The organism is uncultured Clostridium sp. (assembly GCF_934754925.1).
Taxonomy (GTDB): Bacteria; Bacillota; Clostridia; order Clostridiales; family Clostridiaceae; genus Clostridium.
This window is the reverse complement of record NZ_CAKVJA010000001.1, coordinates 40,404-55,193: the sequence shown is the minus strand read 5'-3', so window position 1 is coordinate 55,193 and position 14,790 is coordinate 40,404. Positions and strand designations below refer to the sequence as shown.

General features: G+C 29.4%; 15 protein-coding genes. 1 reads left to right on the top strand and 14 read right to left on the bottom strand.

Going from position 1 to position 14,790, the window contains the following annotated elements:
• Positions 1-141: 141 nt before the first annotated feature.
• On the top strand, positions 142-1,314 hold the full coding sequence (locus Q0G30_RS00255) for an amidase domain-containing protein (protein WP_294385026.1): 1,173 nt from the start codon (positions 142-144) through the stop codon (positions 1,312-1,314).
• 30 nt (positions 1,315-1,344) lie between these two features.
• Here the strand turns inward: Q0G30_RS00255 and Q0G30_RS00250 are convergent, their stop codons facing one another.
• The 14 genes from Q0G30_RS00250 to Q0G30_RS00185 form a co-directional block, all read right to left on the bottom strand.
• Positions 1,345-3,444, bottom strand: coding sequence for a sodium-translocating pyrophosphatase (locus Q0G30_RS00250; RefSeq protein ID WP_294385023.1), 2,100 nt, complete (start codon positions 3,442-3,444; stop codon positions 1,345-1,347).
• Between the two features lie 136 nt (positions 3,445-3,580).
• Positions 3,581-3,730: a hypothetical protein gene (locus Q0G30_RS00245; protein ID WP_294385021.1), complete on the bottom strand. Its 150-nt coding sequence runs from the start codon at positions 3,728-3,730 to the stop codon at positions 3,581-3,583.
• A 31-nt stretch (positions 3,731-3,761) separates the two neighbouring features.
• A complete protein-coding gene (locus Q0G30_RS00240; protein ID WP_294385019.1) occupies positions 3,762-3,911 on the bottom strand; it encodes a hypothetical protein in 150 nt (49 codons plus the stop codon).
• Positions 3,912-4,281: 370 nt separating this feature from the next.
• The gene (locus Q0G30_RS00235) at positions 4,282-6,282 is read right to left on the bottom strand and encodes a YgiQ family radical SAM protein (protein WP_294385016.1); all 2,001 of its coding nucleotides are present in this window, start codon (positions 6,280-6,282) and stop codon (positions 4,282-4,284) included.
• A gap of 275 nt (positions 6,283-6,557) precedes the next feature.
• Positions 6,558-7,196, bottom strand: a complete 639-nt coding sequence (locus Q0G30_RS00230; RefSeq protein WP_294385013.1) for a hypothetical protein — start codon at positions 7,194-7,196, stop codon at positions 6,558-6,560.
• A 173-nt stretch (positions 7,197-7,369) separates the two neighbouring features.
• A complete protein-coding gene (locus Q0G30_RS00225; RefSeq protein ID WP_294385011.1) occupies positions 7,370-8,113 on the bottom strand; it encodes an N-acetylmuramoyl-L-alanine amidase in 744 nt (247 codons plus the stop codon).
• A gap of 67 nt (positions 8,114-8,180) precedes the next feature.
• Positions 8,181-8,693, bottom strand: coding sequence for an AmiS/UreI family transporter (locus tag Q0G30_RS00220; RefSeq protein WP_294385008.1), 513 nt, complete (start codon positions 8,691-8,693; stop codon positions 8,181-8,183).
• 35 nt (positions 8,694-8,728) lie between these two features.
• Positions 8,729-9,931, bottom strand: a complete 1,203-nt coding sequence (locus Q0G30_RS00215; protein ID WP_294385006.1) for an ammonium transporter — start codon at positions 9,929-9,931, stop codon at positions 8,729-8,731.
• A 47-nt stretch (positions 9,932-9,978) separates the two neighbouring features.
• Positions 9,979-10,827: an urease accessory protein UreD gene (locus Q0G30_RS00210; protein WP_294385004.1), complete on the bottom strand. Its 849-nt coding sequence runs from the start codon at positions 10,825-10,827 to the stop codon at positions 9,979-9,981.
• Between the two features lies 1 nt (position 10,828).
• Positions 10,829-11,440 carry an urease accessory protein UreG gene (ureG, locus tag Q0G30_RS00205; protein ID WP_294385000.1) on the bottom strand — a complete coding sequence of 204 codons (612 nt, stop codon included), beginning with the start codon at positions 11,438-11,440 and terminating at the stop codon, positions 10,829-10,831.
• A gap of 117 nt (positions 11,441-11,557) precedes the next feature.
• Positions 11,558-12,259, bottom strand: a complete 702-nt coding sequence (locus Q0G30_RS00200) for an urease accessory protein UreF (protein ID WP_294384997.1) — start codon at positions 12,257-12,259, stop codon at positions 11,558-11,560.
• Positions 12,249-12,713 (bottom strand): urease accessory protein UreE, encoded by a 465-nt coding sequence (locus Q0G30_RS00195; protein WP_294130632.1) that lies wholly within the window; start codon positions 12,711-12,713, stop codon positions 12,249-12,251. The genes Q0G30_RS00200 and Q0G30_RS00195 overlap by 11 nt, the downstream gene beginning before the upstream one ends.
• A gap of 18 nt (positions 12,714-12,731) precedes the next feature.
• Positions 12,732-14,447 carry an urease subunit alpha gene (gene ureC / locus Q0G30_RS00190; RefSeq protein ID WP_294384994.1) on the bottom strand — a complete coding sequence of 572 codons (1,716 nt, stop codon included), beginning with the start codon at positions 14,445-14,447 and terminating at the stop codon, positions 12,732-12,734.
• Positions 14,447-14,782: an urease subunit beta gene (locus tag Q0G30_RS00185; protein WP_294130628.1), complete on the bottom strand. Its 336-nt coding sequence runs from the start codon at positions 14,780-14,782 to the stop codon at positions 14,447-14,449. The genes ureC and Q0G30_RS00185 overlap by 1 nt, the downstream gene beginning before the upstream one ends.
• Between the last annotated feature and the right edge of the window lie 8 nt (positions 14,783-14,790).

Sequence of the window (14,790 nt, the reverse complement as noted above, 5' to 3'; positions counted from 1 at the left end):
ATTTTTATTTTATGAAGACAATTTACTATTTGATAATTTCTATATTTATTTTATATATAAAATTTAATATGATGACACAAACTATAATAAGACTTATTTATAAATTAATTTTATAAAATAACAAAGTAAGGGGTAATGAAGATGAATAACTTATTACTAAAAAGGAATCAATTTTTATATAAAATAACTTCTTTTATTCTAATTTTATCAACCTTAAACACTTTAACTGTAAATGCATTAGAATCTCCTAACCCTAATATATCTAATATTCAAGAAAGCTTTACTGATGTTTATAGTGACACTGATAATAATGATGAATTAAAACAACAATTTCAACCCTTAATAGAAAATATATTTTTAAATAGAAATTCTGCAATTTTAACTAAAGATTGTGAAGGTTTAAAGGTATTTTATGATTTAAACAAAAAGGTTGGAAAATGGGCTTATGAAAAAGAAGTTACTAAAACAAAATACTTTACTAATTGGTGTGAAAAACAATGTGTTTCATTTACTAAAATAAACTCTATAATTAGAGTTTCAAAAGTAAAGGAAATTGAAAAAGATGTATATAATGTAATTTGTTATGCTTGTACAAAATTTTGTTATAGCTATGAGGATGAACCTAATATTGAAAATTATTTCAAACTTGGTACTTGCCATTATATAAATCTTAGAAAAGATGGTGATAAGTATATAATTATAAAGGAGTGGTATACTGATCCTTTAGCTGATTCTCTTGATCTTGCTAATATGGAATGTACAGAAATTAAAAGCACTATCTTATCTCATAAAAAACCTGATTTAACAATAGATGAAAGAACTCAAAAAGCCATTGACTATGCTCATGAATATTGCGGAATTAGTGATAATGAAGAACATTTATTTAAATATAATAAAAACTATAAAAACTTTAATCCAGATGGTGGTGACTGTGCTAATTTTGCTTCTCAAATTATGTTTGAAGGTGGTGGCTTTAAAAAGAATAGCACTTGGAATTATTGTAATAAAAGTGCTACACAAGCATGGATTAATGCTCAAGGATTTAAAAACTATTTAATAAACAGCGGACGTGGTTCTTATATAGCAAAAGGATATTATTGCGACACTTATAAAGATTCTTTTAACCTTAGACCTGGTGATATAGTAGCTTATGAAAAAAAAGGCAGAATAACTCATGTTTCTACTGTGACTGGATTAGATTCTAAAGGTTATCCATTAGTAACTTGTCATAATACCGATAGAATGCTTGTGCCATATGATTTAGGATGGAGTAATAGCAATATAAAGTTCCATTTTATAGATGTACATTATTAAAAAGGGCGAAGACAAAAGTCTTCGCTCTTTTTAGAAAATGTGAAAATTTAATATTACCATACCAAATACTATTGAAACTATAGACATTAACTTAATTAATATATTAATAGCTGGTCCTGAAGTATCTTTAAATGGATCACCTACAGTATCTCCAACAACAGCACCTTTATGGCATTCTGAACCTTTACCTCCAAAATTGCCTGCTTCAATATGCTTTTTAGCATTATCCCAAGCTCCACCAGAATTTGACATCATAACAGCTAATACAAATCCACATATTGTTGATCCTGCAAGTAGTCCAGCAACTCCATTAGGCCCTAAAATTACTCCTACAGCCAATGGACTTATGATAGCAATTGCTGCAATTACAAGGAGCTCTTTTTGAGAGGATTTTGTACAAATATCAACACAAGAAGCATAATCTGGCTCTGCTTTTCCGTCCATTAACCCCTTTATTTCCTTAAATTGTCTTCTAACTTCAACAACTATTTTACTTGCAGCTCTACCAACTGCACTCATTGTACAAGATGAGAATGCAAAAGTAACCATTGCACCAACAAATGCACCAATTAAAACTTGTGGATTTAATATTGATAAATCAAAATTAAATGTTATACTATTATTTACTGCCATTTGCTCAATTGAATTCTTATATGCTGCTATAAATGCTAATGCTGTCAATGCTGCTGATCCAATAGCAAAACCCTTTCCTGTGGCAGCAGTTGTATTACCTAAAGAATCTAATGCATCAGTTCTCTCTCTTACTTTTGAAGGTAATCCCGCCATTTCAGCTATACCTCCAGCATTGTCAGCAACTGGTCCATAAGCATCTGTAGCTAAAGTTATACCCAGTGTTGATAACATACCAACTGAAGATATTGCTATACCAAAAAGCCCCATATTAAAATTATTAAATCCGCCTGAAGTAACAAAGCTAATTAATATAGAACAGCCTATTATAATTACAGGTGCTGCTGTAGATTTCATACCAACTGATAATCCAGTAATTATTACAGTTGCAGGACCTGTTTCTGATGACTCTGCAATACTTTTTGTTGGTTTATAATTATCACTTGTATAATACTCTGTGAAGAATCCAATTAATAATCCAGCTAAAAGACCACATAATATCGAGAAATAAATTCCAATATTTTCTTTACCTAAAATATTATTTACTACAAAATAAGATGCTATAGCAATAATTATTGCTGAAAAATATGTTCCTCGTCTTAATGCACTTAATAATGCCTTTTGTGATACATCCTCCTTAGATTTAACAAAAAAACTACCAACTATTGAAGCCATTACACCTATAGAAGCAATAATTATAGGAACTGCGGCACCATTTACTGAAAGACCTGCAGCTACAGCTAAAGCACAAGAAGATAAAATTGAACCTACATATGATTCATAAAGGTCTGCTCCCATTCCAGCCACATCACCTACATTATCCCCTACATTATCTGCTATAACAGCTGGATTTCTTGGATCATCTTCTGGAATTCCAATTTCAACTTTCCCAACTAAATCTGCTCCTACATCTGCTGCCTTAGTAAAAATACCCCCACCAACTCTTGCAAAAAGTGCCATAGATGATGCACCCATACTAAAAGTTAACATAGTAGTTGTTATTATTACAATTCTTTCATCTACAGGCATAGCTCCATAATACCAATTTAAAATAAAGTACCAAATACTTAAATCTGTTAAAGCTAGTCCTACAACAACTAATCCCATAACAGAGCCACTAGAAAATGCTACCCTTAATCCATTATTTAAACTCTTAGTGCATGCATTTGCCGTTCTACTATTAGAATTTGTAGCAATTTTCATTCCTAAATATCCACTTAAACCTGAAAAAATTCCTCCAGTTAAAAAAGCAAATGGCATAAAAATACTTACAAAATCAAATTGAGCTAATATAAATAAAATAATAAACATAATTGCAAAAAATACAGAAACACCCTTATATTGACGTTTTAAAAATGCATTAGCCCCTTTTCTTATACTTTCAGCAATATACTTCATTCTGTCTGTACCTTCATCAACTTTAAAAATTGTATAGGTATAGAATGCAGCAAAAATTAATGCTAAACTTGCTCCTACTGGAGCAAAAACCATTAAGCTCATAGATTCTTCTCCCCCTTATTTTAGAATAAATCTTAAATAAACCTTTATTTTAAAATATTAAAAAGCAATATAAAATATACCATTGTAATAAAAAATAATATATTTCATATCGCTTATTAAAACCTATTTTTCTTTTTTAAAACCCTTTTTTCTTAGCCTCAATACCACTTTCATTAAGTGCTGGTTCTTCTATTGTTGTTACATATTTATTTTTAGGATTATTATTTTGGGATTTTACCCCATTTTTTAAATAGTTTTCTTTAGTGTAGTCTCTTCTATTATTCATTATTCTCTCCTTATTTTTTATATAAAATCTATTAGAACTTTGGATTTATCTCATCTCTTTGTATTCGCTTTAAATCCTTTAATCTTAAATTAGTTGTCTCCATTATTTTATCCCAAGGTTCACCATCAATAATCATCTTTTTGGCAACATCTCTACTTAAAAGTGTATCTAGCTTTTTCATTTTAGAACCTCCTTTTATCTTTTGATATTATTATTTTATGGCTTTTTAGAAAACTTATTCGAGTTATTAATTTGAAAACTTACATTAAATTATTTAATTTTCAGTAATAAAAATTTTTTTCACTAATATAATTTAACATATTGAAAGGAGATATAAAAAATGAGCAAACAAAAACGTGGAAAATACATTAAAACACTTCCCAATTGGAGAGGCACATGTCCTATTTGTGGTCGGAAGAGAGTTAAATTAGTTTGGAGCAAAAAGGACGAAAAGGGTAATACTATTAATGTTTGTAAAAAATGCTCCATTACTTAAATATTTATTCGTAAAAAAGGTATAGTAATTATTACTATACCTTTTTTTATATTTATTAACGAGTTCTACTATTTTTTCTTTTTCCACTTCTGCTATTTTTAGAATTTCTAGAATCTCTATTTTGTTTTGGATTACTATTCTTACCTCTAGCTGAAGAATTTTTATCTATTGATTTTCCATTTTTTCTTGAAGAATTCTTACTCTTTGAATTTCCCTTAGATTTTGGTCTAACCAATCCATGTGCTTCTTTATATCTTTGTTCTTTTGATTTTATTAAACACTTAGGACCATTTCCTATTAAATCCTCTCTTCCAGCCTTCATTAATGCATCATAAACTATATTATAGTTTTTAGGATTACTAAACTGTAATAAAGCTCTTTGCATAGCTTTTTCTTCCTTACTCTTCGGAACATATACAGGCTTCATTGTTATTGGATCTAATCCAGTATAGAAAATTGTAGTTGATAATGTCCCTGGTGTTGGATAAAAATCTTGAACTTGTTCTGGTTGATATTTTATATCTCTTAAATATTCAGCAAGTTCTATAGCTTCTTTTAAAGTACTTCCAGGATGACTTGACATTAAATATGGAATAATATATTGCTTTTTGCCAAGTTTTTCTGTAATTCTAAAGAATTTTTGTCTAAAATCTTCATATGTTCTTCCTGCAGGTTTACCCATATGCTTTAATACTTCTTCTGATACATGCTCAGGAGCAACTTTTAATTGACCACTTACATGATGTTCTACTAACTCTTTAAAGAATGTATCATCTTTATCAGCCATTACATAATCGTATCTTATACCTGAACGTACAAATACCTTTTTTATTTTAGGTAAACTTCTTACACTTCTTAATACATCTATAAACTCTTTATGATCTACTTCCATGTTCTTACATACACCTGGACTTAAGCATTGCTTAGTCTTGCATGCACCTATAGTTAATTGATGCTTACACGCAGGTTTTCTAAAGTTTGCTGTAGGACCTCCAACATCATGAATATACCCCTTAAAATCTTTCATTTCTGTCATTTCTTTAGCTTCTTTAACTATTGATTCTTTACTTCTACTTTGAACTGCTCTACCTTGATGGAATGTTATTGCACAGAATGAACAGTTTCCAAAGCATCCCCTTGATCCTACTATACTAAACTTAACCTCTTCTAATGCAGGAATTCCACCCATTGCTTCATAACTTGGATGATATTCCTTAGTAAATGGCAAATCATAAACAGCATCTAATTCTTCTCTATTTAAAATTACTTCTGGTTTATTTACTACTAAAAACTTATCCCCTTGATCCTGAACTATAGTTCTTCCTCTTATAGGATCTTGTTCTTGATATGTAACCTTAAATGCTTCACAATATTTAATTTTATCAGTAGAAACTTCTTTATATGATGGAATAACTATGTGCTCTTCATAAACTTCATCTAAACTATCAGCTAAATAACACGTACCAGGTATATGTCTTATATATTTAGCATCAAACCCTTCATTTAAATAATGAGCAACCTCTACTATTTGCTTTTCACTCATTCCGTATATTAAAAGATCAGCTCCACTATCAGTTAATATTGATTTTCTAACCTTATCTGCCCAATAATCATAATGTGCAAATCTTCTAAGACTAGCTTCAACACCACCAATACAAATATTGATATTTTTATATGCTTCTCTAATCTTATTACAATATACTATAGTAGCTCTATCTGGTCTAAGTCCCATTTTGCCACCTGGAGAATACAAGTCTTTTTCTCTAACTCTTTTACTTACAGTATAATGATTAACCATAGAATCCATATTCCCTGCATTAACCAAAAACGCTAACCTAGGTCTTCCAAGCTTCATAAAATCATCTGTACTATGCCAATCTGGTTGAGCTATAATACCAACCTTATAACCAGCATGTTCCAATACTCTAGATATTACAGCTGTACCAAAACTATGGTGATCAACATATGCATCTCCAGTAACAATTATGAAGTCACACTGTTCCCAGCCTCTCTCTTCCATATCTGCTTTACTTATAGGTAAAAATTTATTATTCATTTAATCACATCTTTCATTTTTTCTTTACGCATCTATTTAAAATACATCTTCTTATAATTCGACATCTATTAATATACCATCTAATTTTACTCTTGTTAATACCCCATATGAATTTACCATAATATTTATTTACACATTAATTATTTCCTAAAAATATAATTTTAAATCCTTTAAGTACTTTTATAACTAAATAAAAAAATAAATCTTGATTTAAGTGTCAATTACAATATTGTATCACCTTTTTCAAGATTTATTTATAAATTCATATTAATTGTTCAAAACTCCAAAGTATTACTTAAATAAGTTCCTAATCTTTTTAGCATAAAAGGATTTTTATCTATACCATCAAATAATGCTAATATTTGATTTTTCTTTAAATCCATATGACTTTCTAGCTCATATAGCATATTATCATCCTCAAACTCCTTTACAAGTTCTTTTCCTATTTCATTTACATTTTTAAAAAACTCAAGTTTACTAAATATTCCAAACACTGCATTTTCTCTAGAGTTTGTTATATTAATAAACCTCTTCAATTTTTCTAATGTAAAGTTATTTTTTAAACTATTAATAATTTCATAATCATGTCTTATTTCCCTTAAAATATTATATTTTTCACGATTCTCATTTTCTTCAATAAGGTCTATGGTTTCATAATCATCTAATGCATCTAAAAATATTGTATTCTCTTCTCTTCCAAAGGCTTTTGTTATATATGTTGATGGTATTACAATAAATCTAAGAAATCCTATAAGTTCTTGGGCTGATTTAAAAGAATACCAATTGCAGAAAAAGTCTCTACTATATGAATTTATTAAAGAGAATTTTAATACATATGAATCTGGCTTAATATCTATATTATCTTGATTCATTAAATAATTTTTCCAATAATAAATTAAATCATATTTTTTCAAAATTACACCTCCTAATACCATATCCTACTGCTTATTTTAGCTTGTACATTAATACTTTCACAATTGCTTAATTTTTAATATATTTATGCTTATGTTTTATAACTTTATTTTATCCATAATTTCTATTTTTATTACTACTAAATGCTATGGCCCTTCCCCCTAAAGATTTCTCATTACCCTTTTAAAACTTTTTCACTATAGTTATCTATAGCCTCAGATACACATTTCATTAAAAGCTTTTGATAAGCTGGGTCTGATAACATTTGATCTTCATTATAATTGCTCATAAATCCCATTTCTAATATTACAACAGGTACCCTAGACCAGTTAAATCCAGTTATGTCATTTCGCTGAAATATACCATTAACCTTAATATTATTATCCTGTAATACTTTCTTTAATATCTCTGCATAGCTATTACTTTCACAATAAATACCTTTAGTATACTGACAATCCTTTGCTGGAATTAATATAGTTGCTCCTGTCTTTCCTGAGTCATTAATACTATCGCAATGAATTCTAATTGTAATATTTGCATTTGCATTATTAGCAATTTCCGCTCTTTCTGCATTACTAATGTTAACATCTGCAGTTTCCCTAGTCATAATTACGTTGTAGTTTTTTTCTATTAACAAATCCTTCAATATCATTGCAGCTTCTAAATTTACAATATGTTCAGCTTTCTTTGTAGCAACTCCTGCTGTTCCTGATGATACTCTTGGCTTCCTATTTGTAGAACCTGGTGCAACCGGCTCACCTTTTGAATCTCCTTTTCCTTGATGCCCTGGATCTATGCATACAGTAAAACTTTTATTTTTACTTTTCTCATCTTCTTCATCTGTACTTGCTAAAATTGGAGTAATTAAATTTAACATAAATAATATACTGATAAATACTATTAATAATTTTCTAATCATTTTTTCCTCCGTATTTTTAATTAATAAGAGGCCAATACAATTTGTATCTAGCCTCTTAATTTATCTATTATTTAGGATACATATTTAATAATATTAATGCTCCTGGTATCCACGCTGTAACAATCCCATCAAAAATTGATAAATATGGAGTAAATTTACCTAAATCTTTTTTTAGCACTAACTCAATAAATCCAGTTAACCATAAAACTCCCCATAATAACCATATAATCATCCAATAAATATTTCCTGTTGTAAATTCTATAAACCTTAATGTAGTAGAATCAATAAATGCTAATGGCACAGTATTTATTGCTACAAATAGACAGTACCAGCCATATAACCTTAAATCTAAATTAAATATATTATTTGCAGCTATAAATAAATAAGTAAATCCAAACAATAATCCTGTAGCCGCTCCAAAATAATCTCCCCTAGCTGCTTCGATGACATTTAAAATAAATGATAAGCTTCCAGTAAATATATTGAATACTGCTAAAGTTTTACCGTTTACATTATATAGTCTTCCTATTCCATTTAACATAAGAACTACGCCTACGTAAATCAATATTTCACCTAACATTTTTTCCTCCTTAGTATTAATTATTACTATGTATTTTAATGTAAGTCGCTTTCATAATGTTCTCCAAAGAACTCTTGATCTAATCCTTTTTGTTGAATCTCTTTACTTACTTTTATTGTCTTTATCTTATCTATAACTTTAAATATCAAGAATGTTACTAATACTGAATAAACGCCGATAATAACAACTCCAAGAAGTTGAATTAAAAATTGATGTAATCCTGCAGTAACTCCATTTACTCTAGGATCTGCAAATACTCCTACTAATAAAGTACCTAATAATCCACCCATTCCGTGAACACCCCAAACATCTAATGCATCATCCCACATCTTTCTCTCGAATTCAACACAGAAAAAGCATACAATTGCTCCTAAGGCTCCTATAATTAATGCACTTATTGGAGTAACATATCCTGAAGCTGGAGTAATTGTTGCAAGTCCTGCAACTGCTCCTATTATTGCTTCTAAAAAAGATGCTCTTTTTTTATGCATTGCATATAAAATAAGCCATACAACCATACCTGATACTGATGCAAGACCTGTATTAGCAAAAACAATTGCAGCTATATCAGCAGCTGCTATTGTGCCCCCAGCATTAAATCCATACCATCCAAATAATAATAATCCTGCCCCTATTGCTACTAACCCTAAATTAAAAGGACCTTTTTCATTTTTAACTTTTCGTTCACCTAACACATAGATACCACCTAAGCATCCAAAACCTGATGTAATATGTATTACAGCTCCACCAGCAAAATCTACAAATCCTAATTTACTTAAGAATCCTCCACCCCAAACCCAATGTGCAACTGGGAAATAAATTAATATCATCCAAACTATTAATATTTTTATCCATCCACTTACAGTTAATCTATTTGCATATGCTCCTGTCATTAATGGTGCAGTAATAATTGCAAACATCATTTGGTACATAAAAAATAATATAAATGGTATTGTTTCACTATACCTTAAATCTACTGTGAAAACTACATTTCTTAAGGCAAAAAACTCAAGTGGATTTCCTATAATTCCAGCAATGTCATCTCCAAATACTAGACTAAATCCTCCAAATATCCATAATAAACCTACTATACCAATTGATATAAATACTTGAAACATAATAGTCAAAGCATTTTTTCTTTCAACTAACCCTCCATAAAAAAATGCTAATCCTGGCGTCATAATTAAAACAAGCGTTGTAGCTAGTATCATAAAAGCTACGTCACCATGAATAATCATAGAATCACTCCCTTAACTCTACATTTATTTAACTTAAATAAATGTATTTAATATTTTCTTATAATTAAATCCTTTGATGATAAAAACCTCTTTCTTATATAATTATGGCAAGATACTATAGCTAGCTCTATATGTTGTGTTAAATTACCTAATACTCTAAGAACAAATCCACTAAACTCCAATTTTGATATTCCAAAATCTATCGGCAAATTTAAGTTTATAATTATTTCCCTCAAGTCATTTATAACTATATTATCAATGTTTTTATTAATAACAAGCAACGTTCCAAAATTTGAATATTCTTCAAAAAACCCCAATCTTGTTACATCATGTTCATAAGGCTTTATAATTAAATTATCTAACAATACAAGTTTATTATTTATATAAATATTACTTTTTAATTGAACACTATTATATGTAAACTTATCTCCTTCAGGAGACCATCCTGCTGTAATCCCATCGCTATAAATTAATGTTGAACTTTCATCTAAATATATATTATTAACTTGCTTATATATAGCATCTTTATATAAAATAACACTATCTGTTATATACTCTAAAACACTATTTTTTCCTAAAATTATTTCTGTTTCTTGTTCAGTTGCTATTTTATTTAAGCACTTATAAACTTTCGTAGATGCTTGAGTAGTTATTATTGCTCTTGCCTCATCATTTAATTTAAATCTATTTTTGTATTTCTCTCCTTCAATATATCCACCACCAAGCTGCAAAAGATAAAAAGTAGGTATGTTTTCTCTATCCATTCTTATTGTTGGCGATACCTTTACTAAGCCTTCATAGTATTTTTTAGTTGTAATTGTTTTATCATTTTTTTTATCTATAACTAAATCTATAAATCCTGAATATTCACTTTTAATCTTTTTTTCTTTGAACATATTATGCTATTCCTTCTAACAAACAATTTCTTTTAATCCAACTAATAACACTTTTTATTCCTTCATCAGTTTTAAGGTTAGTAAAGATAAAACTATTTTCATCTCTAAAAGCTAATGTATCTTTTCTCATAACATCTAAATTTGCTCCAACATACGGTGCTAAATCAATTTTATTTATAATAAATAAATCACTTTTTATCATACCTTGCCCGGCTTTTCTTGGAATCTTTTCTCCTTGAGCAACATCTATAATATATATTGAAAAATCAACTAAATCTGGACTAAAAGTTGCGGCTAAATTATCTCCACCGCTTTCTAAAAAAATAATATCTAAATCATCAAATCTTCTTTTTAACTCTTCTAATGCTTCAAAATTCATAGATGCATCTTCTCTTATTGCTGTATGTGGACATCCTCCTGTTTCAACTCCAATGACATGATCTTCGGTTAAAACAGAGTTTTTAACCATGAATTTTGCATCCTCTTTAGTATAAATATCATTAGTTATAACAGCACATTTATATTCACTGTTCATTATTCTAGTTAATCTTTCTATAAGTAATGTTTTACCACTACCTACTGGTCCTCCAACTCCTATAACTACTGGTTTCATATTACAACACCCTTTCCATAAATATTTACTTTATTTTGAACTATGAATAAATTTTTCATTCATAATTCAAAATAAAGTCTAATTATAACTATTCTATATTTAAAAATTTATATATAGCTACGACATAAATAATCTAAATTCCATAACTTCATGCTTAATTTGAGATAATTCTAACCCCGGGCTAGTAGCTCCAAAATAGTCATCATCCAAATTAATAAGAGTATTATATATATTTTCAAATTTTTCACTAAACTCTTTTAATAATATTTGCCCATCCTTTTGTCCTAAAGGAATTGTTCTTACAGCATTACTAATAAGAGTTGAAACAGTACTATACATATGATAAATTATAGCCTCTTTTAAACTAAAACCTAGAGAATACATTAACATACCAAATACAAGTGCTGGATGTCCAAAGGCTTCTTTATTAATTAATTTTCTATTATATTCTTTTAGTAAATCTAAATCATATAAATCAATAAACAATTTTATCATTCTACTTGCAACTAGTTTTCCACCATTTCTACTTTCAATTGCAACAGTCTGAACAGTAATACGATTATCTAAATCCCATATACTTTCTAAATCATTGTTATTCAAATATTCATATAACATTTTTATAGCTAAACCATCACTAAAAATAAATTGTTCATTTAAATATACACTTAACCATTCTCTAAAAGTTTCTGTATTATAAACTTTTTTTAACCTTAAATATGTTTCCATGCCATAAGAATGATTAAATGACCCAATTGGAAAGTTAGAATCACATATTTGAATAACCTTTAAAACATCCAAAATATTATTATTAATTGGCATGTGTATGAGTGTGCCCAAATTCTACGTGCCTAAATGCCTTTTTAAGTTTTAAGTTTTCTCTAGAATAGTTTATATTATCTCGCTTTAATTCACCTTCTACTAAAGGATCATACTGAATTATCATTTTTCCATCTTCAAATTGTGCTTGTAAGTGCCTATTTCCTAGAGCATGTGCTATAATTCCCATATCTGTCATAGAATTTGGCTTTATAACTAAAACATCATCGCCTTTAATTTTAACTATTATAATATTCTTATCATCATGGTAAAGTATATCTCCATCTTTTAATTCAATATTTTCAGATAATGCTATTCCATATTCATGATTATGATCTGAGTTAACCCTCATTATCCTTTTTAATGAATCTTCACTAGATATATATATTTTCTCTATATGTAAGTTATTTAAATCCTTTATATCATTTATATTTCCTAATACTTGATTAAAAATCATATATACCTCTCCTTAATATTAGAATAAGAAATATCTTTGAGCTAATGGTAACTCAGCTGCTGGTTCACAAGTTATTAATTCACCATCAACAGTTACATCATAAGTTTGTGGATCTACTCTAATTTCAGGAGTAGCATCATTAAGCTTCATATCTTTCTTAGTTAAGTTTCTTATTCCACCTACAGGTAGTACTGTTTTTTCTAATCCCAACTCTTCTTTAACTCCATGTTCATAAGCATATTTAGAAACAAATGTAATACAAGTTGATTCTTTAGCTTTACCAAATGCGCCATAACAATCTCTATATGCAACTGGTTGACATGTTGGAATAGATGCATTTGCATCTCCAATTATTGCTCTCATTGCCATGCCACCTTTAATTATTAAATGTGGTTTTACCCCAAAATATGGTGGTTCCCAAAGCACTAAATCTGCTATTTTACCAACTTCTACTGAACCAATATATTTATCCATACCTTGTGCTATAGCTGGATTAATTGTATATTTAGCAATATATCTTCTTACTCTATTATTATCACTATACTCACTATCGCCTTCTAAAGTTCCTCTTTGTTTCTTCATCTTTGAAGCTGTTTGCCAAGTTCTTGTTACAACTTCTCCGATTCTTCCCATAGCTAATGTATCAGAACTCATAATACTAAAAATACCCATATCTTGGAATACATCTTCTGCTGCTATTGTTTGATGTCTAATTCTTGAATCAGCAAATGCTATATCTTCTGGTACTTTTGCATCTAAGTGGTGACAAACCATAAGCATATCTAAATGTTCTGCTATTGTGTTAACTGTATAAGGCTTTGTTGGGTTTGTTGATGCTGGTAACACATTTATTTGAGATGCAACTTTCATTAAATCAGGTGCATGACCACCACCTGCCCCCTCTGTATGATATGTATGAATTACTCTTCCAGCAATAGCTTGAATTGTATGCTCTACAAAACCACCTTCATTTAAAGTATCACTATGTAAAGCAACTTGAATATCATATTTTTCAGCTGTTTCTAATGCATAATTAATAGCTGATCTTGTTGCTCCCCAGTCTTCATGAACCTTAAGTCCAATTGCTCCTGCTTCAATTTGTTCCGCATTTACATCAATATTAGCTCCACTACCCTTTCCTAATAAACCAACATTTACTGGCCATCCATCTGCAGATTGTAACATTTTTTTGATATTCCATGGGCCTGGAGTTGAAGTAACAGCATTTGTTCCATCAATAGGACCTGTTCCTCCACCAACTAATGTAGTTATACCATTTTCTAATGCAACTTCTGCAGACTCTGGATGAATATAGTGAACATGAGTATCTATTCCACCAGCTGTTAAAATTCTTCCTTCACCTGCTAAGGCTTCAGTTCCAACACCAACTACAAAGTCAACATTATCCATTGTATCTGGGTTACCGCCTTTACCTATAGCAAATATTTTACCATCTTTAATTCCTACATCAGCCTTATATATTCCTGTATAATCTACTATAGTAGCTCCTGTTATAATTAAATCAACAACTTCTGGATTTTTACTAGTTTGTGTGGCATTTTGGCCCATACCATCTCTAAGAGTCTTTCCTCCACCAAACTTACACTCATTTCCATATCCAGTATAATCTTTCTCAATTTTTATAAAAAGATCAGTATCTCCTAATCTAATACTATCTCCCTCTGTTGGTCCAAACAATTCTGCATATCTATGTCTATCAATTTCAAAACTCATTACTTTTCACCGCTCCCTTTTGACATTCCATCTAAAAATCCATCACACATATTTCTAATTCCATAAACTCTTCTATATCCACCGATATCAATTAAGTTTACTTCTTTTTTATCTCCAGGTTCAAATCTAACAGCTGTTCCTGAAGGGATATCCAATCTTTTTCCCCAAGCTGCATCTCTATCAAAACTTAAAGCATCATTCACCTCATAAAAATGATAATGTGAACCTATTTGTACTGGTCTATCTCCAGTATTTATAACTTGCATTTTAATTGCTTCTTTTCCTGCATTATACTCAATATTTCCTTCTTGTACTTTTATTTCACCTGGTACCATACTTAATT

Bases quoted from the DNA above. Each gene is read 5' to 3' on its own strand.
- Q0G30_RS00240 (WP_294385019.1), bottom strand. From the start codon at position 3,911: ATGAAAAAGCTAGATACACTTTTAAGTAGAGATGTTGCCAAAAAGATG.
- Q0G30_RS00215 (WP_294385006.1), bottom strand. From the start codon at position 9,931: ATGATTATTCATGGTGACGTAGCTTTTATGATACTAGCTACAACGCTT.
- Q0G30_RS00235 (WP_294385016.1), bottom strand. From the start codon at position 6,282: ATGAATAATAAATTTTTACCTATAAGTAAAGCAGATATGGAAGAGAGA.
- Q0G30_RS00255 (WP_294385026.1), top strand. From the start codon at position 142: ATGAATAACTTATTACTAAAAAGGAATCAATTTTTATATAAAATAACT.
- Q0G30_RS00220 (WP_294385008.1), bottom strand. From the start codon at position 8,693: ATGTTAGGTGAAATATTGATTTACGTAGGCGTAGTTCTTATGTTAAAT.
- ureC (WP_294384994.1), bottom strand. From the start codon at position 14,447: ATGAGTTTTGAAATTGATAGACATAGATATGCAGAATTGTTTGGACCA.
- Q0G30_RS00195 (WP_294130632.1), bottom strand. From the start codon at position 12,713: ATGATTTTTAATCAAGTATTAGGAAATATAAATGATATAAAGGATTTA.
- Q0G30_RS00225 (WP_294385011.1), bottom strand. From the start codon at position 8,113: ATGATTAGAAAATTATTAATAGTATTTATCAGTATATTATTTATGTTA.
- Q0G30_RS00210 (WP_294385004.1), bottom strand. From the start codon at position 10,827: ATGTTCAAAGAAAAAAAGATTAAAAGTGAATATTCAGGATTTATAGAT.
- ureG (WP_294385000.1), bottom strand. From the start codon at position 11,440: ATGAAACCAGTAGTTATAGGAGTTGGAGGACCAGTAGGTAGTGGTAAA.
- Q0G30_RS00200 (WP_294384997.1), bottom strand. From the start codon at position 12,259: ATGCCAATTAATAATAATATTTTGGATGTTTTAAAGGTTATTCAAATA.
- Q0G30_RS00250 (WP_294385023.1), bottom strand. From the start codon at position 3,444: ATGAGCTTAATGGTTTTTGCTCCAGTAGGAGCAAGTTTAGCATTAATT.
- Q0G30_RS00245 (WP_294385021.1), bottom strand. From the start codon at position 3,730: ATGAATAATAGAAGAGACTACACTAAAGAAAACTATTTAAAAAATGGG.
- Q0G30_RS00185 (WP_294130628.1), bottom strand. From the start codon at position 14,782: ATGGTACCAGGTGAAATAAAAGTACAAGAAGGAAATATTGAGTATAAT.